This is a genomic window from Streptomyces sp. 12E, from assembly GCF_055633275.1.
Window position 1 is genome coordinate 6,924,233 of record NZ_JBVNCJ010000001.1, and the last position, 22,481, is coordinate 6,946,713.

General features: G+C 70.6%; 19 protein-coding genes and 3 pseudogenes. 8 read left to right on the forward strand and 14 right to left on the reverse strand.

Going from position 1 to position 22,481, the window contains the following annotated elements; genetic code table 11:
* Positions 1-417: 417 nt before the first annotated feature.
* Together ACZ8ZB_RS31825 and ACZ8ZB_RS31830 are read right to left on the reverse strand one after the other, a co-directional pair.
* The gene (locus tag ACZ8ZB_RS31825; RefSeq protein ID WP_470741038.1) at positions 418-1,014 is read right to left on the reverse strand and encodes a MarR family transcriptional regulator; all 597 of its coding nucleotides are present in this window, start codon (positions 1,012-1,014) and stop codon (positions 418-420) included.
* A gap of 24 nt (positions 1,015-1,038) precedes the next feature.
* Entirely contained in the window at positions 1,039-1,887 is an 849-nt protein-coding gene (locus ACZ8ZB_RS31830) for a hypothetical protein (RefSeq protein ID WP_354758730.1), read from the reverse strand.
* Positions 1,888-2,016: 129 nt separating this feature from the next.
* Between ACZ8ZB_RS31830 and ACZ8ZB_RS31835 the strand changes: the two genes are divergently transcribed.
* From ACZ8ZB_RS31835 to ACZ8ZB_RS31845, 3 genes are read left to right on the forward strand one after another with little or no spacing between them, the layout of a single operon-like run.
* Positions 2,017-2,292 (forward strand): multiubiquitin domain-containing protein, encoded by a 276-nt coding sequence (locus tag ACZ8ZB_RS31835; RefSeq protein ID WP_470741039.1) that lies wholly within the window; start codon positions 2,017-2,019, stop codon positions 2,290-2,292.
* On the forward strand, positions 2,267-3,448 hold the full coding sequence (locus tag ACZ8ZB_RS31840; RefSeq protein WP_470741040.1) for a ThiF family adenylyltransferase: 1,182 nt from the start codon (positions 2,267-2,269) through the stop codon (positions 3,446-3,448). Before ACZ8ZB_RS31835 ends, ACZ8ZB_RS31840 begins: the two co-directional genes overlap by 26 nt.
* A 2-nt stretch (positions 3,449-3,450) precedes the next feature.
* On the forward strand, positions 3,451-3,846 hold the full coding sequence (locus ACZ8ZB_RS31845) for a ubiquitination-like system serine protease family protein (RefSeq protein WP_470741635.1): 396 nt from the start codon (positions 3,451-3,453) through the stop codon (positions 3,844-3,846).
* A 45-nt stretch (positions 3,847-3,891) separates the two neighbouring features.
* Here ACZ8ZB_RS31845 and ACZ8ZB_RS31850 read toward each other — a convergent pair whose 3' ends face one another.
* Positions 3,892-4,083: a metal-sensing transcriptional repressor gene (locus ACZ8ZB_RS31850; RefSeq protein WP_470741041.1), complete on the reverse strand. Its 192-nt coding sequence runs from the start codon at positions 4,081-4,083 to the stop codon at positions 3,892-3,894.
* A gap of 387 nt (positions 4,084-4,470) precedes the next feature.
* On the opposite strand from ACZ8ZB_RS31850, the gene ACZ8ZB_RS31855 reads away from it, so the two are divergent.
* Entirely contained in the window at positions 4,471-4,611 is a 141-nt protein-coding gene (locus ACZ8ZB_RS31855) for a hypothetical protein (protein ID WP_470741042.1), read from the forward strand.
* Between the two features lie 64 nt (positions 4,612-4,675).
* Here the strand turns inward: ACZ8ZB_RS31855 and ACZ8ZB_RS31860 are convergent, their stop codons facing one another.
* The 7 genes and pseudogenes from ACZ8ZB_RS31860 to ACZ8ZB_RS31890 form a co-directional block, all read right to left on the reverse strand.
* Positions 4,676-5,365, reverse strand: a complete 690-nt coding sequence (locus tag ACZ8ZB_RS31860) for a hypothetical protein (RefSeq protein ID WP_470741043.1) — start codon at positions 5,363-5,365, stop codon at positions 4,676-4,678.
* A 55-nt stretch (positions 5,366-5,420) separates the two neighbouring features.
* Positions 5,421-5,785, reverse strand: a pseudogene (locus ACZ8ZB_RS31865) (transposase); the annotation flags it as partial.
* A 262-nt stretch (positions 5,786-6,047) separates the two neighbouring features.
* Complete coding sequence (locus ACZ8ZB_RS31870; protein ID WP_470741044.1) at positions 6,048-6,716, reverse strand: RecB family exonuclease; 669 nt, start codon at positions 6,714-6,716, stop codon at positions 6,048-6,050.
* Positions 6,713-6,952 (reverse strand): annotated as a pseudogene (locus tag ACZ8ZB_RS31875) (integrase core domain-containing protein); the annotation flags it as partial. The pseudogene ACZ8ZB_RS31875 and the gene ACZ8ZB_RS31870, both read right to left, overlap by 4 nt.
* A 110-nt stretch (positions 6,953-7,062) precedes the next feature.
* On the reverse strand, positions 7,063-7,614 hold the full coding sequence (locus ACZ8ZB_RS31880) for a hypothetical protein (RefSeq protein ID WP_470741045.1): 552 nt from the start codon (positions 7,612-7,614) through the stop codon (positions 7,063-7,065).
* A gap of 303 nt (positions 7,615-7,917) precedes the next feature.
* A complete protein-coding gene (locus tag ACZ8ZB_RS31885) occupies positions 7,918-8,073 on the reverse strand; it encodes a hypothetical protein (protein WP_470741046.1) in 156 nt (51 codons plus the stop codon).
* A 9-nt stretch (positions 8,074-8,082) separates the two neighbouring features.
* Complete coding sequence (locus ACZ8ZB_RS31890) at positions 8,083-8,559, reverse strand: SLAC1 family transporter (protein WP_470741047.1); 477 nt, start codon at positions 8,557-8,559, stop codon at positions 8,083-8,085.
* 481 nt (positions 8,560-9,040) lie between these two features.
* On the opposite strand from ACZ8ZB_RS31890, the gene ACZ8ZB_RS31895 reads away from it, so the two are divergent.
* Both ACZ8ZB_RS31895 and ACZ8ZB_RS31900 read left to right on the forward strand, forming a co-directional pair.
* Positions 9,041-9,616 (forward strand): TetR/AcrR family transcriptional regulator, encoded by a 576-nt coding sequence (locus tag ACZ8ZB_RS31895; protein ID WP_470741048.1) that lies wholly within the window; start codon positions 9,041-9,043, stop codon positions 9,614-9,616.
* A 211-nt stretch (positions 9,617-9,827) separates the two neighbouring features.
* Entirely contained in the window at positions 9,828-12,587 is a 2,760-nt protein-coding gene (locus tag ACZ8ZB_RS31900) for an AAA family ATPase (protein ID WP_470741049.1), read from the forward strand.
* 19 nt (positions 12,588-12,606) lie between these two features.
* Here the strand turns inward: ACZ8ZB_RS31900 and ACZ8ZB_RS31905 are convergent, their stop codons facing one another.
* The 3 genes from ACZ8ZB_RS31905 to ACZ8ZB_RS31915 all read right to left on the reverse strand — a co-directional run bounded on the left by ACZ8ZB_RS31905 (position 12,607) and on the right by ACZ8ZB_RS31915 (position 14,594).
* On the reverse strand, positions 12,607-13,170 hold the full coding sequence (locus ACZ8ZB_RS31905) for a GNAT family N-acetyltransferase (protein WP_470741050.1): 564 nt from the start codon (positions 13,168-13,170) through the stop codon (positions 12,607-12,609).
* Positions 13,171-13,276: 106 nt separating this feature from the next.
* Positions 13,277-13,939, reverse strand: coding sequence for a response regulator transcription factor (locus ACZ8ZB_RS31910; RefSeq protein ID WP_470741051.1), 663 nt, complete (start codon positions 13,937-13,939; stop codon positions 13,277-13,279).
* 190 nt (positions 13,940-14,129) lie between these two features.
* On the reverse strand, positions 14,130-14,594 hold the full coding sequence (locus tag ACZ8ZB_RS31915) for an SsgA family sporulation/cell division regulator (protein WP_157951246.1): 465 nt from the start codon (positions 14,592-14,594) through the stop codon (positions 14,130-14,132).
* 287 nt (positions 14,595-14,881) lie between these two features.
* Here ACZ8ZB_RS31915 and ACZ8ZB_RS31920 point away from each other — a divergent pair, with 287 nt between their 5' ends.
* Positions 14,882-16,297: a sugar porter family MFS transporter gene (locus ACZ8ZB_RS31920; RefSeq protein ID WP_470741636.1), complete on the forward strand. Its 1,416-nt coding sequence runs from the start codon at positions 14,882-14,884 to the stop codon at positions 16,295-16,297.
* A 1,548-nt stretch (positions 16,298-17,845) separates the two neighbouring features.
* Here the strand turns inward: ACZ8ZB_RS31920 and ACZ8ZB_RS31925 are convergent.
* Positions 17,846-19,270 (reverse strand): annotated as a pseudogene (locus ACZ8ZB_RS31925) (AfsR/SARP family transcriptional regulator); the annotation flags it as partial.
* Between the two features lie 408 nt (positions 19,271-19,678).
* Here ACZ8ZB_RS31925 and ACZ8ZB_RS31930 point away from each other — a divergent pair.
* Complete coding sequence (locus ACZ8ZB_RS31930) at positions 19,679-22,468, forward strand: ATP-binding protein (RefSeq protein WP_470741052.1); 2,790 nt, start codon at positions 19,679-19,681, stop codon at positions 22,466-22,468.
* Positions 22,469-22,481: the final 13 nt, after the last annotated feature.

Sequence of the window (22,481 nt, forward strand, 5' to 3'; positions counted from 1 at the left end):
CCGAGGCCGCGTGCCTCGGGCAGCAGTAGACCTGCCCGCTCAAGACATGTACGCCGGAAGTGTTGCGGCTGCTGTTACAATACCCCAAGATTCACGCGGGCTTGGCCGCCGACCATGCACACGACGGTCCGGGTTGACCTGGGGCCTTGTGGCCTTTCCGGCGACGGTGGCCAGTTACCGTCGGCCTCCTCCACGCTCCCTGGCGCCGGTGCAGATCCGATCGCGCAGGACAAACGGGTCCGCGCGTAGTTGCTCAGCCGGCCCGCGGCCTGCAGCACAACGCGCAAAAGACCACAGAGACGACCGCTGCCCGGCCCTGGACCGGGCAGCGGTTGTCTCTTTTGGCAGGTCGTGTTCTCTCTGGGTCTGTGACGGCGGTCCGACGCTGCGGACCAGACCAGCAGGGAGCTGCCTGAATTACTTCTTGGCTCGCTTTGCGTCCCCTCGCCCGTCTCCGGCCGAGGGTAGACGGTAGGTAAACTCCTTCCCGCCACGCTCGGGTCCAGCAGAACGCTCCCGGTACAAGGCACCTGCCTCGACCAGGCGTTTGAGTCGGTTGTTGGCATTCGGCAACGAGATGCCGAGCGCCTCAGCCAGCTCGGTGGCCCGGAAGTCAGTCAACCGGCGTGCTTCGGCATAAGTGCCAGCAAGTATCGAAGCGTCACCCAGCAGTTCGTGGGTGTCGCCGTCGAGAGCGACCTGTTTACGGCGCGCCAGGCAGACAGCGACTCCCTCGCGGGTCTCCTCGTCCAGGCCGACCAGCTGGACGCCGTCCGCACTGACGTCTCCGGCAGCCAGCTGGAGATAGAACTTGCCGAGGAACTCGTCCACGAAGCTGTTGGTCATCGCTTCCACGCCGCTGAAGTCGATGGTCAGCAGGGGGGTGCGAGTAGCGGCCGTGAGTTGCTCTTCCAGAGCTCGGCGAGCATCGGCACCCTTCACCCTGGTGGCGAGAAACGTGCCGTGCTCTTTCACGGAGTAGGCGAGCAGCGTCTCGCGTTTCTGCGGTTTCATTTCATTCATTGAAGCACAGGTCGGTCATGGGCGATACGAGACTCTCAGCCAGGACCATGTTCCCTGCACAGGGGTTCGTGTGGAGATGCCGCGAGTGACCGCTGCGCGGCGAAGGCGACCGGCGCGCAGCAGGCCGTCGCCGCTGCGCAGGATGAGGCGGGTGGCGGCGGTGTCGCTCGTGCCGGCCAGCAGGTCGGGGAGGCCGTTGCCGCGCATGTCGCGGGTGCCGCTGACCCCGGGCCGCACAGCGTGCTCAAGGGCTTGGGCGCTGGTCGTCATATGGGCATGTTCCGGGTTACGGCGCAGGTGGGTAAGGACTCCGATGCCGGTGTCGCATACGGCTATCTCCAGACGCCGATAGCCGGTGGTTTTGCCGCTGTATGCCTGCGCGGCGATGAACGCACCACAGGTGCTGGCGCCGTGGCTGATGGCGTTGTCGATCAGTTCGCCGATGCCTTTGAAGACACGGCGTCCGTCGCGTGGTCCGAGATGCTGGGTGGCAACTCGTCCGAGTCGTTCGCTGATGGTGTCGGCGGTGTCGGGGCGCAGGGCCGCGACTTCGAGCAGGGTGGCCGAGCAGTCGCTGCGAATGTCCTCGGGGACCTTCCCCTCGACGTGCGTGCCTGGCGGCAGGGCTTTGAGCAGGTCCATCCGCTGCACGTAGGCGGTGACGTCCTTGGAGTCGGGGAGCAGCAGGGTCGCGTGTGCATCCACGGCTACATGGGTGTGTGCGGCGGCGGCCGTAGCTGTCAGGTCGAGCGGGCTGGCGAACAGCAGGCGCCGGGCGTCCAGGACGATTCGGCCGTCGTCGGTGCTGTGAATGGCAAGGCTGTCGCGCAGCAGCGGGTGACGTCCGGCGAGTTCCAGTAGCACGGCTGAACAGCATGCCAGTCGCAGGGATCTGGCGCGAGGTCACCTACGCGGGCGGAACCATGTACCTTCAGCCCCTCTCGTGCTACGTTTTCACTGTCGTCAATGAAAACGAAGAGGAAGGAGCTGGCCGTGAGTCACCCCGACACCCCGAGCGAGATGGCGCGCCCACGCACCTACAAGATCATCGTCAACGGGCAGGAGCGGACCGTGTCCACGGACACCCTCTCCTTCGAGGAGGTCGTCGCTTTCGCCTTCAACCCGGTGCCCACCGGCCCTTACGTCCTCGTCACGATCAGCTTCCGGCATGCCGACCAGAAGCCGGCCGAGGGCACGCTCACAGCAGGCACCAGCGTGCAGATCAAGAACAGGACGGTCTTCAGTGTCACCGCAACTGACAAGTCGTAGCCCGGACCTGCGCCGCCTGCAGGAAGAGGGATACGAGATCGAGGTCCGGTCCGGACTCCTGCTGATGCACCACGTGCCATACGTGGACACCCAGCGACGGGTCCGCTACGGAGTTCTCGTTTCGGAGCTGTCTCTGGCGGGTGACGTGACCGTGACCCCGGGCACGCACGTCGTCATGTTTAGCGGCGCCGAGCCCTGCAACCACCTGGGACAGCCGCTCGAAGCCCTCATCAACAGCCGCGGGCGGCAGACCCCGGCGCTCGGGGTCGAGGTTGACCTCACCTTCTCGAGCAAGCCGGCGTCCGGTTACCCGGACTACTACGCCAAGATGACGACCTACGCCGCCATCTTGGCCTCCGAGGCCCAGCAGCTGGACCCCGAGGCCACCGCGACGACATTCCCCGTCCTCGACGACGCTGCCGAGGATTCGGTGTTCCGATACACGGACACCGCCTCCAGTAGGGCCGGCATCGCAACTGTTTCACGCCGCCTGCACGGCCTGCGTGTTGTCATCGTGGGGTTGGGAGGGACCGGGAGCTACATCCTCGACCTTGTCGCGAAGACGCCCGTGGCGGAGATCCACCTCTACGACGGTGACAAGTTCCTGCAGCATAACGCCTTCCGCTCGCCTGGCGCTGTCTCACGCGAAGAACTTGAAAAAACCCCCAACAAGGCCGAGCACTTCGCTGCCGTCTACGGTCGGATGCACCCCGGCGTCATCACACACCCCGTATACGTGGACGAGACCAACGCCGAGACGCTTCGTACAGCGGACTTTGTCTTTTTGTCGGTAGACGACAATACCGCGCGTCGACGGATCGTTGAGGAACTCGAACGGCACCAGGTGGCGTTCATCGACGTGGGGATGGGCGTGTACGAGACTGACGGACAACTGTCCGGCCTGGTAAGGGTCACCACCAGCACTCCGGCCAGGCGTAAGCACGCGCACGACCACCAGCGCATCCCGGCGGCAGACGGTGTCGGCCCCAACGACTACCAGCACAACATCCAGATCGCCGACCTCAACGCCCTCAACGCAACGCTGGCCGTGATCAAGTGGAAAAAACTGTGCGGGTTCTACCTGGACCTTGAGCAGGAGTTCCACAGCGTGTACCAGATCGACGGCAACGTCCTGACCAACGAGGACACCCCGTGAGAGTGGTACGGCTCACCCACGAGTTCGTCCACTACATCCCCGAAAAGCTGAAACTCGGCGTCCTCTACGTGTCCCTTCCCTTCACAACGGTGGTTCACCTGTGCTGCTGCGGGTGCGGCAACAAGGTCGTGACCCCGCTCAGCCCGACCGACTGGAGCCTCACGTTCGACGGTGATTCCATCAGCCTCAGCCCTTCCATTGGGAACTGGAGCTACCCTTGCCGATCGCACTACTGGATCCGCGCTAACACCGCCCAGTGGGCCGAACGGTGGACACCGAGACAGATCGAAGCGGCACGCACTGGCACCGGCCAGTCCGGCCAAGGACAATCCGAGGGCAGGCGCTGGCCACTCATCGCTCGCTTCCGACAGTTCGTGCAGCGGTGGCTACGGCAATAGTCCGAGCCCCGGCGGTCGATCCGCCGGGGCCCGGAACTTCGGTGGTCAGGCCCGTACGAGCCGGGCGATGGCCTGGGACGCCTTGCTGACCTTTGCCTGGGCCTGCTCGCTGCCCTCCACCATTGCCTCTATGAAGCAGCTGTTGAGGTGCTCCTTCAGCAGAGCGAGAGCGCAGGACTGGAGTGCGGCGTTGGCGGCGGCGACCTGGGCGAGGACGTTGATGCAGCCCGACCGCATCAAGGCCCTCCAGGCGCAGACGGAGAAGACGTACTCCCGCGCAGTCTGGAACCTGATCCTGAAGTCCGCCCGCGAACACCCCGAGGCGTGACCCCGTGCCAGACACCCGCTGCGCCATCCGCTTGGTAACCGGCCGGCGCGCTCTCGGCTGCACCGACCGCGACGTCTTTGCCTGTACTCATGACGAGGCCGTACGCGAAGCCACTGGGCAGATGCCAGTGCCCTGTCGGCGACTGGCCGGTGAAGTAGCAATTGCGCGAGGAGAGGTACCTCCGCCCGGGAGGAGGCACCTTTCCCATGGGTGAGACGTTGTCGGATCAAGACCGCGGCCGAATTGGAATTTTCCGGGCTTCCTCCACGTCGTTGGGCTCGCTCGTCGAAGGCTCCGTGAGCAGGCTCAACAACCTGCGCCGGAGTGAGGCGAGGAACCTCAACTTCGAACGCGACACCCACGACCTGAAGCACCGTGAGAGCCGACGCGCACGGACGCCGTACCACCAGATTGCAATAGGCAACAGCAGCAGGTAAAGAATTAGCCAGGGGGACAACTGCACGATCAACCTCACGAGGGTCTTGGCACCCTCGCGTAAGGCTATGCGGCGAGGGCGAATCCAGTTGGGCCGGAAACCTGTGGCGATCCCGGAGCCCGGGGTACTCGTGGGGCGGCCAGTCGCAGGAGACCGCACGGTGAAGACGCGGTGGGCGGGACAGCGACGACTTCTCCGAGAAACCCGACGCAGCCGGTGAGAAGGCGTTGCGTGAGAACCAGCAACAGATCTGAGATGGCCCGTGCGGCGTTGGCGATGTCCCCGACTTCAGCCGCTGTGGGACGGTGTCCGTGGCCGTTGAGGCGGCCCATCCGCTGAGTCAGCAGGTCGACGAGCGTCAGCGCTATCGTTGCTGTCTTACCGGAGCCTGCGGCGTGGTGAATCACGGACTTCAGTTCCGAGAGCCGGTGGTGGCCGCCGGCCATTGCCGAGGCGCTGGCGGCCAGCGTTGACTCCGGTCTGTGTAGCAGGCCGGAAGTGCTGCACGGGAAGCCGGAGGCTTCTTCCGCGGTACGGAGAAGGAAGCGAGCCATGTCCAGACCTTCTGGCAGGCTGGAGTTGGCCATCGGCCCGACGATGAGCCAGGGCACGTCCATCAATTCGCGCAGACGAACGGCGGCTGAATGCAGAAGGCCCACACGGCTTCGATCGACGCCGACGGACAGCAGGTTGGTCGCCACCAGTAGGCTGCTGTACTGCTCCGCAACAGGGTCGCTCGGAAGACGGTCGCTCACGGACAAGAGGCTACGTCATCTCCACGTTGGGTCGATACCGTTCTTGGATGTCATTTCACTTGGTGAGTCTGCGGTGACATATGAGGGTCGCGGCGATGGCTGTGAAGGCGAGGAAGTGTTCCGGCTTGCGCTCGTGCGGCGGTGCAGGCGTCGGCAGCCAGACAGCCAGGACACGATCCGCTCTACCACTCAGCGGTGCCGGCCCAGGCGTCGGGATGACTCGATGTCCTTGCGGGCGAGGCGGTGCCGGATGCCGCGGAAAGCGAGCCATCGGCGCAGGTGGCGATAGTTGTAGCCCTTCTCACCGTGCAGTTTCCCGGGCTGCCTGCGCCGCGGGCCACGGCGGGAGCGGATGGGCGGGACGCCGCGGACCAGCGGGATGAGGGCCTGGCTGTCGTGGAGGCTGACGGCGGAGATACCGTCAGGACACGCCCGCCTCCATCGCCGACCTGGCCCAGGCCGTGGACGGCGATGGGACGAAGGCGCTGTGTATCCTGCGCCGGTATCTCCGGCTCCACCTTCGGCGGCGGCACCGCAGACCAGCTCCCGGCGCCCTCGGCCGCGTCTTGCTGAGGTTATGGTGGGGACGATCTCACTGGTTGGACTGGCGGTGCGGAGGTTGGACCGTGGCGCTGGTAGCGCACAACGCCGCGGTCCGACGGGCTGATGTGGCTGGGCGGCGCTATGGAGCGCCGGGTCGGTCCCGGCAGATCGCGGCGAAGTCACAGGCGGCGCAGGTGCTGCACCAGGAGGTCTTGCGGGGCATGTCGTTGCGGCGGAGTTGGTCCCCGGCCTTGGCGACCTTGCCGGAGATCTCCTTCAACAGGGTGTCGTTGACCTCCTCGCGGCTGCTGCGGCTGCCCTCGTCGAGGTTCAGGACCTCGACGAGGTCGGCGCGCTTGCCGCTCAGTTCCTCGTACCCCGCGACGTAGATGTGTAGTTGATCGCGGGTGACAGCGTCAGCCTGGGCGCGTTCCTTGGACTTGAAGTCCACGATCGACTGCTCACCGGTGGCGATCCGGCGGATCAGGTCGATTCGCCCGCTGACCGTCACCCCTGGCGTGAGGTGCACCTCCACGGGCTGCTCGGAGTGCTCGGTGAGGGACAGTCGCGAGCCGTTCTCGCGGAGGTAACGGTGGACAGAGCGGATGGCTGCGTTGCGCAGCTGTTCCTTGAGCGGCTCCGGTGCGAACGGAACGTGCAGGTGCCGGTCAACGAGCGCCTCCACCTCCGTCGTATCGACGATGTCGCCCTTCACGGCGCGCTTGTGTACCTCCACCATCACGTCATGGAGCGACTTGCCGTACCCGAGTTCGGGTCTGCTGCAGGTTTGGGTGACAGGTTCGGTCACGCGGCGTGGAGGGCCGGTGTGGTCATGACGGTTTCGAATTCGACGGGGGTCAGTCGGCCGAGTGCGACTTGTCTGCGGCGGCGGTGATAGGTCCGCTCGATCCAGGTCACGATCGCGATCCGGAGTTCCTCGCGAGTGGTCCAGGTCCGGCGGTCGAGGACGTTCTTCTGCAGCAGGCTGAAGAAGGACTCCAAGGCCGCGTTGTCGCCGGCCGCCCCGACTCTTCCTATCGAGCCGGCCATCCGGTGGCGGTCAAGTGACGCGCCTCTACTCATGTGGAGCGGGAGGTCCGGTCGCCTGGTGGGGAATCCCGTTCATGGTATGCGCCGGAGCCGTGGCCCGCTCCTCAGCTCTTCGCCTCCGGCACGACGGTGTACATGACGGAACGCTGCTCCTTGTGGCGGCGGATGCGGCCCTTGGCGACCAGCGACTCCAGGGTGTTCCGCACCACCTGCGGCGTCGGGTTGCGATCCGGGTGCGCCTCCAGCAGCTCGTCGCGCAGGTCCGCGGCTGCGCAGGGGGCGTCGTGCCGGCCGAGCAGCTCCAGCAGCAGGTCGCCGAGGAGGGGCCGCTGCGTCTTCCTCTTCGCACCGGTCTTCGTCCTCCCACCCACCGGAGCGGCGGCCCCGCCGGAGCGTCGCGAAGCCGTGCCTCCGGTCGTCCGCTTGGTCTTCGCGGTGACCGACTCGTCCCGCAGTTGCTCGGGGAGCGGGGACCGGTCCGCGATGCCCTCGTAACGCCGGGCGAGGTCCAGGATGTCCGTCAGGAGGGCTTCCTCCTGCTGCAATACCGCCATCCGCTCGGTCAGTTCACGCTGCTGACGGCGGTTCTCCTCCAGGTCCGACGCGGCTTGCTCCACCAGCCGCGATCGGACGGTGGCTGTCGACTGGCTGGTCACGACGTTTCACTCCCTCGTTAAGGACGGTGGTGCGCATGCTACCCACCTCGGGAGCACACGTGGGCAGGTGTCTGCGCGGGTGACACTCCGGACATGCTCACCTGTCACGACCATCATGGCCCGCCGGGGCCCTTCTGTGGGCGCACATGTCACATGTCAGGGGTACGCGACGGGCTACGACCGTGCGGGCCGGGCCGCCGTAGCGCGGAGGCCGCGTGGTCCGGCTGGAGGTCGTGGCCTCAGGTTGTTGCGAGAGGGAGCGGTCCGTGGGGGACGCACCCACGTGTAGGTGACACGGGTCGGTCAGGTGTGCTGGACGCGTCCGGGACGGGCAAGACGGCGCGGCCGGGGGAGGAACGCGAGGGAGCGGGCGGCCACGGCGCCGATCAGCGCGGTGGCGGTTCCGACGACCGTCCAGCTCAGGGCGGTGTGCCAGGTCGACGGCGACAGGGACAGCATGCGCACCCCCTAGGTCGCGCTGGCGGCGAGGGTGAAAGTGAACGCCCAGAAGCCGAGGGTGAACCTCATCCGCAGGTACCTGGTGAGCAGGAAGAGGTGCGGCAGCAGGAGGGCCGCCAGGGCGCCGAACAGGGTGAGCTGGCCCTCGTCCCGGCCGGGACCGGCGATCGCCCGCCAGGCGTTGCCGGCGACGGCGGGCGGCGCGGAGAACATCGCGAGCGTCGGCAGCAACTGCTCCGGAACGGCGGGCCCGGTGGCGAACCGCACCAGCAGCAGCCCGCCGATCAGCAGCCGGAAGAGGACACCCGCGGCGAACAGCGCGGTGGCGACCCTCCGGTGGCCGGTGGCGGCGACCGACTGCGCCGAGATCAACGACGCCGCCACGGTCGGCAGCAGATAGGCGCCGTGCAAGGCCCTCGCCTCGCGCGGCACGGTGAGCAGTGTGGCCACGAACCAGGCGCCGAACGCCGCGCTGAGCACCAGCATGGACCAAACCAGGAAGGGCCCAGCGCGGGCTGCTCCTGCGCCAGCCGGGCGCCGAGGAGCGAACCGACGACGGGTGCCAGAACGGCGAACGGGCCGGTGGCCGGGTGGCGCAGGTCCTCGGCGACGCCGTGGGGACCGGCGGCCACGAGGTAACGCGCGAGGATCAGGAGCCATGCCCCGGCCGCTGCCGTCCACAGCGCGTCACCGACCGCGCCGGGCGCTCCGCGGAGATCGCCTGCCGCGCTTCACGTCCCCGTCAGCCCGGCCAGACCCAGCGCGACACCGAGGGTGTTCAGCGCAAGTCTGGGGCGGGCGGAAGTGTCACTGGCCATGATCACGTCCTTTCCGGGTGGCGGCGACAGCGTTCGGCCGATCGATGATCAGACAATATGACCGGTCGTATTAGTGGTCAAGCGGGTGTCACCCGCCGCTCGGCGACGGGAGTCTTGACGAAGCCAAGCCGACCGGCCATATTGAATAGATGCCCCAGGTGAGCGTTAAAGGAAAGCTGATCGAACACGCGGAGACCGTGTTCCGTCGCCAAGGTTTCAACGGCGCGAGCGTGCAGGACATCACCAGCGCGGCAGGGGTGCCGAAGGGATCGTTTTACAACCACTTCAAGAGCAAGCAGGAGCTGGCCGCGGAGATCGTCCGCCGCTACGGCGACGGTACGGATTTCACCATGTTGGAGGCGGCCGACGGCCGCCCGGCGGTGGAGCGGCTGCGGACCCACTTCGCCGGGCAGGCGGCCCGGACCAGGGGTACCGGTGTGGAGTTCGGCTGCCTGTTGGTCACCATGGCTAGTGAGACGCCGACGGCGGGCGACGAGGTCGGCTCGGCCGTTCGCGGCAGCCTCAGCGAATGGACCGACGCCTTGGCCGACATCATCGAGCAAGGGCGCGAGGCAGGGGAGATCACCTCCTCGGAGCCCGCCCGCGACCTGGCGGCCTTCCTCATCGACGCCTTCGAGGGCGGTGCCCTGCGGGGCAAGGCCACCGGGGACGCCGACGCCTCCATGCGGTCACTGGACCTGGCTCTCGGCGTCCTCACACGCTGAGTCCCCGCCGACTGCCCCATCGGGCACCGTTCGGCGGCTTCTGGTCGTACTCCGGCTGAACCTGGGAACGTGCGGGTACGTGTGACCGCGAGGTGCCCCCCACCGTCCGGACCGGTGGGAGTCGCCAGTCGACTGACAGATGCGCCGTGATCCCGAGCCCTCCCACAATGGCGTGTCGGCGGGGAAGACGCCCGCCGGCGCGGGAGGAACGGTGTCTTTGGTAGGCCGTGCGTCCGAACTCAGCGCGCTGGAAGCGGTGCTGGCGGACACGGAGAACGAGGGGGCGGCCCTACTGCTCCAGGGCGACCCCGGAGTCGGCAAGAGCGCCTTGCTGGAAGCCGTGGCGGACAGGGCGAAAGAGCGCGGGCTGCGCCTGTTGCACGTGGTCGGCGTCGAGAGCGAGCAGGAACTGGCGTTCTCGTCTCTGCACCAACTGCTCCACCCCCTGTTCGAGCACGTGACAGAACTGTCGGACTTCCAGAGCGGCGTGCTGGAGCAGGTGCTTTCCGTCCGGGAGGGGGCGGCGCCGGGACGTTTCGCCATCTCGGCGGCCGCCCTGGCGCTGATCCAGGTTGCCGCCCGGCGCCGGCCCCTGTCGGTGGTGGTCGACGACGTGCACTGGATCGACCGCTCCAGCGCCGAGGTCCTGACGTTCATCACCCGCAGGCTCACCGGCTGCCGGGCGGCCTTCGTCATGGCCGGCCGCAGCGGATCGGGCGGAGCCTTCGACGCGACGGGCCTGCGTGTCCTGCCCGTTGGCCCGCTGCCGGCGGCGGACGCCCTGACGCTGCTGGACAGCAACCACCCCGGCCTCGCGGAGTCGACCCGCCGACGCCTGCTGGACGAGGCGGAAGGCAACCCGCTGGCCCTGGTGGAACTGCCGACCCAGCTCACCGAGGCGCAGCGGGACGGCGAGGAGTCCCTCCCGATGATGCTGCCGCTCAGCAGCAGGCTGGAGAGCGTCTTCGCCGACCGTATCCGCGCGCTCACCCCCCAGGCACGTTTCGCACTGCTCCTGACTGCCCTCGCCGGAGAGCGCCGGGGCAATCTGCGGGACATCTTCGCCGCGTCGACCCAGGCCGGCGAGAAGTGGGACGACGGCATGCTGGAGACCTGTGTGCGTGCCGGGCTGGTCCGCCTCGACCACCTCGCCGAGCAGATCGCCTTCCGGCACCCCCTGGCGCGTTCCTGCGTCGTCCACATGTCGCCGGGAGGACGGCGCCGGGCGGCGCACCGGGCCCTGGCCGAGGCGCACAAGACCGACCCGGAGCGCCGGGCGTGGCACCTGGCGCACGCCGCCGACGCACCGGACGAGGCCGTCGCCGTGGAGCTGACCCGGGCCGCCCAGCGGGCCCTGGCCCGCGGCGGTGCGGCGGAGGCCGCCGCGGCCTTCCGCCGGGCGGCCGAACTGAGCCAGGACCCCGCGGAACGGTCCCGCCGCGTGGACGAGGCCGCGTTCGCGGCCGGCATCGGCGGCCTGCTGGAGACGGCGCACGAACTGGCCACCGCGCACAGCACGGAGTCGTTCCGGGCCGCCACGACCGCGGCGTACGTGCAGTTCCACCGCGAGGGTGACGTGGACGCGGTCTTCCGCATTCTGCTGCCCTTCATGCGGACGGCCTCCACGAGCGAGTCCGCCGAGGACCCGGAGGTGTCGGACGACGCCTTCTACGTCCTGCTCAACGCCGCTGTCTGGGGCGGGCGCGCGGAGTTGTGGCCCGGGGTGTACGAGGTGCGCGACAGGATGTCCGAGGCCGCCCGCATGTGCTTCGACGCCGTGGCCGACCCCGCGCGCACCGCGCACGGCGTCCGCGAACGACTGGAACGAGTGGCCGGCACCCTGTCGCCCACCACCTCCCTGTGGCGCGTCAACTGGCTCATCTACACGGCGATGTACATCGACTGCTTCACCTTCTACGACGCCCAGTGGCGGGAGCGCATCGGGCCCGCCCGGTACGACAGCCTGCGCTTCGGGCCGGTGGCACGGACCCACGAAGCGTTCATGCGGGGCGAATGGGACAAGACCGAGGCCATCGCCTCCCGGGGCATCGCGGACGCCACGGAACACGACTACCAGCTCATCCACGTCATCCTCACCTACGCCCTGGCCATGGTCGCCTCCGGGCGCGGCGACGAGCAGGCGCTGCGCAAGCACTGTGACACCATCATCGCCTGGGCACAGCCCCGGCGCATGCAGCTCCTGCTGGCGGCCGTACCGGAGACGCGGGCCCGCGCCGCGATCGGCCGGGGCGACTTCGAGGAGGCGTATCAGCAGGCGGTCGCCGTCACCCCGCCGGGCGAACTGCCCTCCCACTTCCCCCACTACCAGCGGGTGTTCGTGGACCTCGTCGAGTCCGCGATGCGGACCGGCCGCACTGCCGAGGCCCGGGCACACGTGGCGGCGGGACAGCGGGCCCGGCTGGACACCGTCTCCCCCCACTTGGCGGTCATCCTCGCCCTGGCCACCGCCGTCGCCGCCCCCGACGACGAGGCGGGCCCCCTCTACGAGGCCGCGCTGGCACTGCCGGACGCCGACCTGTGGACGTACGACTACGCCCGTCTGCGCCTGCTGTACGGCGAATGGCTGCGCCGTCGCCGGGAGTACACGGCTGCCCGGGTCCACCTGAGCACCGCCATGGAACTGTTCGAGCAGCGGCTGAAGGCACCGCTGTGGGCCCAGCGGGCCCGCAACGAACTGCGGGCCGCCGGTGTGGGTGTCGGGATGCCCAACTCGGGGAACGGCGTCGCGATGAGCGCGCAGGAACGCCGTATCGCCGAACTCGCCGCCAGCGGGCTGTCGAACAAGGAGATCGGCCGCCAGCTCAACATCTCGCCCCGCACCGCCGGCGCGCATCTCTACCGGGTCTTCCCCAAGCTCGGCGTCACCTCGCGCGCCGCGCTCCGAGACGCTCTGGACGCCTACGACGAGTCCTGCGGCACGCCGTGGGGGACACCGCAGCGCAGTCGGTGACACAGGGGGGCGGGACGGCTCATCGAGCCCGGCGACCGCGTCCGCGCGTGCACGGCCCCGTCGTCGACGGGGCCGCTGGCAGGGCCAGTTCGAGGATGTTCCCGTCGACGCGCAGGGTGCGGGAGCCGAGTGTGCGGCAGATGGCCCGCATGCGGTGGTTGGACCAGTCGGTCATCACCAGCACCGTGTGCAGGCCCAGGCACCGGGACCGGTCCAGGACGTGCCGTACCAGGGCCGTCCCCAGACCGAGGTCCTGCCAGGCGTCCTCCACGAGGATGCCGAGTTCGCCGACGCCCTCGGTGGGCGTGTGCAGCAGGTGGCAGACGGAGACGACCCGCAGCGGCTCGGTGTCCGGCCGGGAGACGTAGCTCTCCCCGGTGCCGGGGCGGACGAGGGCGGACCACTCACGTCGGCTGGGGCCACCACGGGCGCTCTGGTAACGGTTGTAGCGGGACTCCAGACTGGAGCGCGTGTGCATGGCACCGACGGCCTCGTGGTCGTTGATCGCGGCCGGGCGTGTGGTGACGGAACCGCGGGGGGTCGAGAAGGTGAAGGCCCGGCCGGACGGTACCTGACAGGTCACGGGGGCGGAGGGGGACACGTCGTGCTCCAGTCGCTCGGGGGCGGGGGACGGGACCAGCCCCCCGCCGCTGCGCAAGGCGGTGCGCGCCGGTGAGCGGCCCCCTATGTCAGATCACACCGCTGCGGATCGCGTACGCCACGGCCTGCGTGCGGTTGCGCAGGCCGAGTCGCGTGATGACGTCGTGCAGCACGCCTTTGATGGTCCGTTCCAAGTAGTTGAGCCGCTGGGCTACCTCCGACGTGGTCATGCCCTCCGCCAGGATGCGCAGCACGCTCACCTCACGGGGGGACAGCCCGGCGGCCCGCGCGCACTGTGCCCGGACCGCCCGCATGCGATCCAGCAGCGTGAACACGAGAGAGGGGGACATCGGCGGCTCGCCGCGCAGCGCGTTCCACACAGCCTGCACCAGTTGGGCGGGGTGGAGCCGGTCCCGCAGCAGCACTCCGGTGACGCAGAGGGAGACCGCTCGCCAGAGCGTGTCCTCGTCGATGGAGCCCACCACCAGCAGGACCGGTCGGCCCGGGGCGCCAGCGGCCTCGCCGACCAGGTGCAGGGCCCGGTCTCCGGCCGCGTCGGCGAACACGACGGCGACGCGTGCGTCGTCCCGGTCCGCCCAAGCCACCAGCCGCACGCCCTCCACCGTGGAGAGGAACGCCGCGGCATCCTCCGCGGCGTCGGTGTCATCGCCCGTCGAGGCGAGTGTCAGCGGCGACGCGTCACCAGGTCGTGAGTGCGCCGGCCCCCAGGGGTGCGCCAAGTTCGTGTTCATCTGCCCATCACCGCGTTGTTGACATAGTCGAGTGATCGCGTGACCGGGGGCACCGGTGTCGGTGGCGTCTCCGGACGATCGCACCTTAGGCGACCGATGCACACTAGCCATCTGTCATACGACTAACACCCCGATGATATGTGGCATGTCCCGAGAGGATCACACGTGTGAGTCTGCAAGGCCGCCTCGCTCACGGCCGGCCCAGCAGCTTCCCCTCCAGCGTGTCCCAGTCCAGCCGGTCCGACTCGGTGCCCCTGGGCACCCGTGCGAACGTTCCGTCCAGCCAGTTCAAGACCTCGGCCCGGTCCGCCTCGAAAGTGACGAGCTCCGCCGGCGTCTGGAAACTGAAGTACAGCCTGGGCCGCGAGGACGCGAAGGAGCGCCGCGACGGCCAGATCCGGTAGGTCCCCGCCCCTCTGGGACCATGGGCGGCCTGCGCCAGCAGGTCCCGGGACAGTTCCCACCGGACCGGGGCCCGCCACAGCTGGTGCAGGGCGACCAGCACGGAGTACGGGGCGTCCGGGTCGTAGCGCAGGGAACAGGTCTGCCAGGCCGGCCCGCTCTCCGTGAACAGGCGGCGTACCCGCATGCGGTGGACGGGGCGGAAACCGCCGGCGGTCCTTCCGCGCTCGTTCCCCGACTCCTGTGTGCCCATGCGGTCTCCGCCCTTCGGTGTGCTGATGACGGACGTCATCCTCCGGTGCGCAGGCCGGGGGCGCATCGGTTGAAAGACTGCCCGTCCGGGCTGCCGGCACACGTGTGAAGCGTCGTCCCGGGGGCGGTGCGTACCGGGTGTGTGCCCCGGCGGGACGCGGTGGTCCCTTCGCAGTCATGTGACGGATCACGGCGAACCGCGGGTCGCCCAGGCTGGGAGGCCGGACGCCGTCCGCGTCCCACCGCCGACGCCGGCTCCCCACCTCCTGAGCGAAAGGCTCGTCACCCATGGTCTCCTCTCCTCCGCCGCCGGTCGCGGTACCGCCCGCCGCGCGACTGGGCCGCGTCACGTTCATCGCCGCCGTGGCCGCCCTCGGCGGCTTCCTGTTCGGTTACGACAGTGCCGTCATCAACGGCGCGGTCACCGGCATCCAGCACCACTTCGGCGTGGGCGCGGGACGGACCGGCACCATCGTCGCCGTGGCCCTCCTCGGCTCGGCACTGGGCGCGGCCGTCGCGGGCCGGCTGGCCGAGCGCGTCGGACGGCTCCGCGTCATGCGGGTGGCTGCCGTCCTTTTCGCCGTGTCCGCCGTCGGCTCCGCCCTGCCGTTCTCCGCCTGGGACCTGGGCGCCTGGCGTTTCGTGGGAGGCATCGCCATCGGCCTGGCCTCCCTGATCGGGCCCACCTACATCGCGGAGGTCGCGCCACTGGAGTACCGGGGCCGGCTCGCTTCCTTCCAGCAGGCCGCCATCGTTCTCGGCATCACCGCCTCCCAGCTCGTCAACTGGGCCATCGCCCAGAGCGCCGGCGGGCGCAGCGAGGGCGCGCTCGGCCCCCTCGACGCCTGGCAGTGGATGCTGCTCGCGGCCTTCGTCCCCGCGGTCCTGTACTTCGTACTGTCCACCCGCATCCCCGAGTCCCCGCACCACCTCGTGGCCCGGGGCCGGCTCACGGAGGCCGGACGGGCGGTGCGGGACATCGAGGGCCCGGACACCGACGCGGACGCCCGGCTGGCCGAGATCGCCTGCTCGCTCCGCGGCACCCACAAGTCCCGTGTCCGTGACCTGTTCGGCGGACGCGCCGGGCTGCTGCCGGTGGTGTGGGCGGGCATCGGCCTCGCGGTTTTCCAGCAGCTGGTCGGTATCAACGTGATCTTCTACTACTCGTCCGTGCTGTGGCAGTCCGTCGGCATCGACCAGTCCGGGTCGCTGCTGATCAGCCTGTCCACGTCCATCATCAACATCGTGGGCACGGCCGTCGCCATGCTGCTCATCGACCGGGTGGGCCGCCGGCCGCTGGCCCTGGCCGGCTCCCTGGGCATGGCCGTCTCCCTGGCGTTCGCGGCGTGGGCCTTCTCCGGCACCACCGGCAGCGGTGACGACATCGGTCTTCCGGACCTCCAGGCGGGCGTCGCGCTCGTCGCCGCGCACACCTTCGTGTTCTTCTTCGCGGCGTCCTGGGGTGTGGTGCTGTGGGTCATGGTGGGTGAGATGTTCCCGCTGCGCATCCGCGCGGCGGCGATCTCGGTGGCCACGGCCTTCAACTGGATCGCCAACTGGGCGGTGAGCGAGTCGTTCCCGGCGCTCTCCGAGTGGAACCTGTCGGCCGGGTACGTGATCTACGCTGCCTTCGCCCTGCTCTCGGCCTTCTTCGTGGCCTTCGCGGTCACCGAGACCAAGGGCACCAGGCTGGGCGGCGGCTGAGGCGGGCCCCGGCCGTTCCGTGCTCCGCCCACCCGTGCGGACCGGCCCGGGACGGGGCCGCGGTCCCTGCCAGGGCGGCGTCCGGGCCAGCCGTTCCCGGGCCGTGGCGGCGACCGGCGAGTCCGGATCGTCCGTCAGCTCCAGCACCTCGTGCCACGCGCGGCGTGCCGCCTCCGGGGCGCCGGCTTCCAGGTGCAGGTCCCCGAGGAGCAGCAGGTCCTCCGCCGCTCCGCTCACATGGCCCTGGCGGCGGGCGAGTTCGATGGCGCGCAGCCGGGCCACGATCGCCGCCCCGAGGTCCCCGCGCCGCCGGTGCACCTTGCTCACCACGCCCAGAGCGGGTCCCTCTCCGTCGACCAGGCGTAGGGGCCGGGAGATGCCGAGCGATTCCTCGGCCAGCTCCAGGGCCCGGTCCGCGTTCCCCAGGTCCAGGTGTGCCTCGCCCGCCCACACCAGGGTGGTCGCCTCCAGGTACGGATGGCGATGGACGCGCAGCAGGCGCAGGGCCCGGTTCAGGTGTGCGAGAGCCTGCGCGGAGCTGCCCCGGGCTATGTACACGGAGCCGATGTTGCGGAGGGTGTGCACGAGTTCGAGGGTCATGCCGAGGCCCGCGAACTCGCGTTCCGCCTCGTGCAGGAGGGGTAGCGCGGCGTCGGTGTCGCCCCGGAAGAGCAGGGCACCCGCCAGCCCCCGGCACGTCCGCGCGATCCCCTCGGTGTCCCCCGCCCGCCGGGACGCCACCAACGCGCCGCCCATGCCGGCCGCCCACTCCTGCCACAGGCCGAGCCGCTGCTGGAAGAGCTGCATCGACACGGCCGTCTCCCACGCGGCACGGGCGTCACCACGTGCCGCCATCTCCTGCACGAGGGTGTTGAGGACCGGCCGTTCGGCGCCGAACCAGGCCATGGCGGCGGCCTCGTCGGACAGGGACTCGACCTGGACGCCGTCCAGCGGCGGGGGCGGCTCGGGCTCGTACACCCTGGACCGCAGCAGCCGGTTGGCCGCGCTCACCGTCTGCCGGTAGTGGTCGTGCAGCCGGGACAGCGCGGCCGTGCGCGCCGCGCCGTCGGATCCGCCCAGCTCGCTTGCGTAGGCGAGGATCAGGTCGTGGAACCGGTACCGGTCGCGTCGTAGTACCGTCAGCAGCCGAGCGCGTACCAGCTCGCCGGCGGCCGCGGCGGTGTCCGGCAGGGTGGTGCCCGCGAGGCTCGCCAGGGCGCTCACGCTCGCATCGTCGCCCGGGTGCAGCGGCAGGAGCCGGAAGAGGCGGGCGGCCGGTTCCGACAGCGTGCGGTAGGACCACGAGAAGACGGCGCGCACGTCGTTGTCGAGGTGGTCGTCGCTGAAGCCCTCCAGGCTCCGGCCCGCGCGGGCCAGTTCCGCCGCGATCTGCGGCAGCGGGTGCTCCGGGTACGAGGCGGCGCGGGCGGCGACGATGGCCACGGCCAGGGGAAGCCTGCCGCAGCGGTCGACGATCCGCCGCACCGAGGCGTCGTCCACGTCCGTCCTGACCCCCTTGACTCGCTCGACGAAGGCCGCCGCGGCCTCGTCGGCGGAGAGCGCCTCCAGCGTCGTCAGCCGGGCGCCGTGCGAGGCGGCCAGCCCGGTCAGCCGGGCCCGGCTGGTCACGATGACCATGCACTCCGGCGTGCCGGGCAGCAGCGGTGCGATCTGCTCGGCGCTCCAGGCGTTGTCCAGGACCACCAGCACCCGGCGACCGGCCAGGACGCTGCGGTACAGCGCGGCGCGTGCGTCCAGGGTGTCCGGCATCCGCTGCCGGGGGACGTCGAAGGCGCCCAGGAACCCGGCGAGGACCTCATGGGGGTCGGCCGGATCACCGTTGGGGGTGAAGCCCCGCAGGTCGACGTAGAGCTGTCCGTCGGGGAAGTCGGGCACGGCGCGGTGCGCCACGTGCACGGCCAGAGCGGTCTTGCCGACGCCGGGGATGCCGTCGATGGCGATGACGCGCAGGGCACCGCCGCGTTCCCCCGCCATCGCGACCGCCTGCCGCACCGCCTCCCGGCGGCCGGTGAAGCAGGCCAGGTCGGCCGGGAGCTGCGAGGGAGTCAGGGGAGCGGCGGCGGGCCGTTGTGCCGGCCGGTCGTTCCGGCCCGTGCCGTCGTCGTGACCGCCCGCCCCGGCCTCCGTGGCCGCCCGCCCCCGCAGGAGGTGTTCGTACGCCGCAGACAGTTCGCGGCCGGGGTCGACCCCCAGTTCCTCCGCCAGACGGTGGCGGACGTCCTGGTAGAGGGAGACGGCCTCGGCCTGCTTTCCGTCGTCGGCGAGGGCGGGCAGCAGGTGCACGACCAGGGCCTCGTCCAGCGGATGGCGCTCCACGGCTTGGCGCAGCGGGGTCAGGACGGCCGACGCGCGCCCGCAGCGGACGGCCGTCTCGGCCGCCTCGCAGACCACGGACACGTATTCGTGCTCCAGCATCACGAACGTGGGATGGCTCCGGCCGACGGGTTCGAGACCCGCGGCGCAGCGGTCCTGCCACAGCCCGAGGGCGGTGACGTAGAGGTCCACGGCCGCGGCCGGTTCGCCGGCCCTGCCTGCCTTGCGGGCCCGGTCGGCAAGGTCCCTGAACCGCAGCAGGTCGAGGCTGTCCGCGTCGACCCGGAGGCGGTAGCCGCCGGCCTGCCGGGTGAGCCACTGCCCCGCCGACCTGGCGGGGAGATCCGGTTCCAGCAGCCGGCGCAGGGCACCGATGTACCGGTGCACCGCGTTCGCGGCACTGACCGGCGGCCGGCCCTCCCACAGCAGCTCGATGAACTCGGCCAGAGGGACCGGCCGGCCCTCGCGCGCGAGCAGCGCCGCCAGGACGAGCCGTTGCTGCTTCGGGCGGACCGGCAGTTCGTCGTCGCCGCGCCAGACCCGGACCGGGCCGAGGACCGAGAAGCGGACACGCGGATCGCCCGTCACGGGATGGGGCCTGGGCAACGATGGTCTCCCCTCGGACGTCGGCTGGTGCACAGTCGCTGTTCGACCGGGTGGAGACGGCCGTGCCGGGCAGTGCTGTGAACGCGAGCGTGGTGATGCGAATATGGCCGGTCAGTTTGATTCGTGTCAAATGGTCCGCCACTGCCGCGGATCCCGTCGTCCGCGCCCGGCGGGCGCACGGCTTCCCCGGCCTCAGGTGCGAACATAGGTCGGTCGGACAGCGGTTGTATAAGTAACCTGACTGGTCTGCCGCCGGCCCGGGAGGCCCACCGGTTCTCCGGCCGTGTCCCGGCCCCGCGCTCCCGGCCGCCCGAGGTGCGGGGGGACGTTCCTCGCGTATGCATCGAAGGTTGTCGAGTGGTGGCGAACCGTAGGAAACAACTTGATAGTGTCGCGCCCTTAACGATCTTCGAGTCTTCCGGGACGCGGCTGGGAGGAGCCATGGTGACCGGCGGCGAGCAGGCCCCGCCGAAGACGGAGATCTTCGGCCGCGACGCCGAACTGTCCCGTCTGCGAGACTTCGTCCTCACTCCCCGGCGGGAAGGGCCCCCGTCCCTGGTCCTCCTCGGGGAGGCCGGGACCGGCAAGAGCACCCTCCTCGACGCGGCGGCCCAGGAGGCCGCGGCGCACGGCAGACGCGTACTGCGGTGCACTGGGCACGAAGGCGAGCGGGAACTCGCCTTCGCCGCGCTGCACCAGATGCTGGCCCCCCTGCTGCCGGAGGCGGCCGGCCTGCCGGACGCCCAGCGCCGTGCGCTGCTGGGCGCCTTCGGACGCGCCGAGAACGCGCCGCCGGCGGCCGACGACCGTCCCGAGCGGCTCCTGATCAACCTCGCCGCGCTCACCCTGCTGTCCGATGCCGCCGCCCGGCGGCCGGTGCTCCTCGTCGCCGACGACGCGCAGTGGACCGATGCCTGTTCCCTGGACGCGCTGGCCTTCGTCGCGCGCCGGGTGACCGGTGAGCCGGTGACCCTGCTGATGGGCGTACGGGGCGACACCGTGCCCCGGCAGTTCGGGACGGACCTCGCGCGCCTGCCGCTACGGCCACTGGATGACCGGGCGGCCGAGCGGGTGCTCGACGCCCAGCCCCACGCCCCGCGCGGCCCGCTGCGCGAGCGCGTCCTGCGGCAGGCCGACGGCAATCCGCTGGCGCTGGTGGAACTGGCCCGTGCCGGCGCCGGGTCCCCGTTGCCCCGGCCCGGCGGACCGGCCGGCGCCCTCCCGCTCACCGAACGCCTGGAGAGCGTGTTCGCCGAGCGGCTGGCAGGGCTGCCGCCGCAGACCCGCCGGTTCCTGCTGTACGCGGCCGCCGCGGACGCCCCGGACATGCCGGCCGCCCTCCTGGCCGCCTCCGCCTCCGGAGGGCCGGACGCGTGGTCGGTGGCGGAGCAGGCCGGCCTGGTGCGGGTGGAGAGCGGTCGGGTCGTCTTCCGGCACCCGCTGGTGCGGTCGGCCGTCTACGGATCGGCCTCCTTCGGGGAACGCCGGCAGGCGCACCTGGCACTCGCCGACTTGCTGAGCGACGATCCTGACCGGCAGGCCTGGCACCGGGCCGCCGCCACCCTGGTCCCCGACGAGGACATCGCGGCGGCGCTGGTGCGGACGGCGGGGCGCGCACGGCGACGCGGCGGTTACCGGGTGGCCGCCGCGGCCCTGGAGCGGGCCGCGGAACTGAGCCCGGACGGTCAGGCGCGGGCCCGGCGGCTGCTGGACGCCTGCGACCTGGCGATGAACGCGGGTGAGCCCCTGTGGGTGGAGAAGCTGGCGGGCGGGGTCGCGGCGGCCACCGACGACCAGGCGATGCTCCGGGCGGCCACCCTGTGGACGGGCTGGGCGCTCGCCGCCACCACCCGGCAGAAGGCCGCGCTGTCCCACCTGCTGCCACTGGCGGACGAGACGGTGGACCGGGCGCCGGACGCGGCGCTGGTCGCCCTCGGGCACGCCGCCATCATCGCCTACAACACCGGCGACGAGACCTACCGGCAGCGCATGCTCCGGCTCCTGGCGCGCATCCCCGTCGACGTGGGCAACGACCACGACCAGCTCTGGACCCGCGCCTGCTGCGACCCCCACGGGGACCGCGAGGGGCTGCTCGCGGTCCTCCGGAACTGTCTGGCGCGGTCCGAGCGGGACGCCGAGCAACTGACCGTGCTGGGCGCCGGCGCGTGGATCCTGGACGACACCACCGTCGCGGTCCGGCTGCTCGGCGAGGCGATGGAACGGCTCAACGCCGTGACCACGGCCGGGTCCAACGCCACCCTCGGGCAGGCGCTGGCACTGGCCCAGTTCGAGGCCGGCGCCTGGGAGGCCGCCTGGTCCTGCGCCGAGGACGCCCGGCGGGTCGCCGCCGAGAACGGCCTCGACATGGCGGGCCGCGCCGCGATGTACGTCACCTCGGCCCTGCTGGCGCTGCGCGGCCGGGCCGACGAGGCCAGGGAGATGATCGACCGGGCCGTGGCCGGGGTGGACCCGGCCCAGGGCCGCGCCCTCTGGGTCCGCGCCCGCTGGGTCCGCGCGCTCGTGGCCGGAGTGGAGGGCAACCACCCACTGGAGTACGAACTGCTGCGCGGACTGTTCACGGTGGGACCCGAACCGAGCCCCGTGCACTACCACGCGTCCTACTACGCGCTCGGCGATCTCGCCGCGGCGGCCGTGCGGGTCGGCAAGCGGCGGGACGCGGCGGAGGTGCTGGCCGCGGCGCGGCGGCGGCTGGACGGCCGGATGTCCCCGCGGCTGCTGCTGCTCACCCGCCGTGCCGAGGCCGTCCTCGCCGACGACGAGCGGGCGGCGGAGCTGTTCGAGGCCGCGCTCGGCGACCCCGCCGCGGAGCAGTGGCCCTTCGAGCGGGCGGTCGTCCAGCTGGAGTACGGGCAGTGGCTGCGGCGCAGACGGCGTACGGGAGAGGCCCGCACGGAGCTGTCCCGGGCACTCACCGTCTTCGAACAGCTGAACGCGCGGCCGTGGGAGGAGCGGGCCTCCGCCGAACTGCGGGCCTGCGGTGTCACCGTCCGCGGGGGCGACGGTGCCTCGCGGGGGATCGATCGGCTCACGCCCCAGCAGTTGCAGATCGCCAGGCTGGCGGCCACCGGCCTGACCAACCGGCAGATAGGGGAGCGGCTGCTGCTCTCCGCCCGCACCATCGGCTTCCACCTGTACCAGACGTATCCGAAACTGGGCATCACCAACCGGGCGCAGCTGCGCGACGCGCTCGGTGACACGGGGACGCCCTGAGGACGTCGCGGGA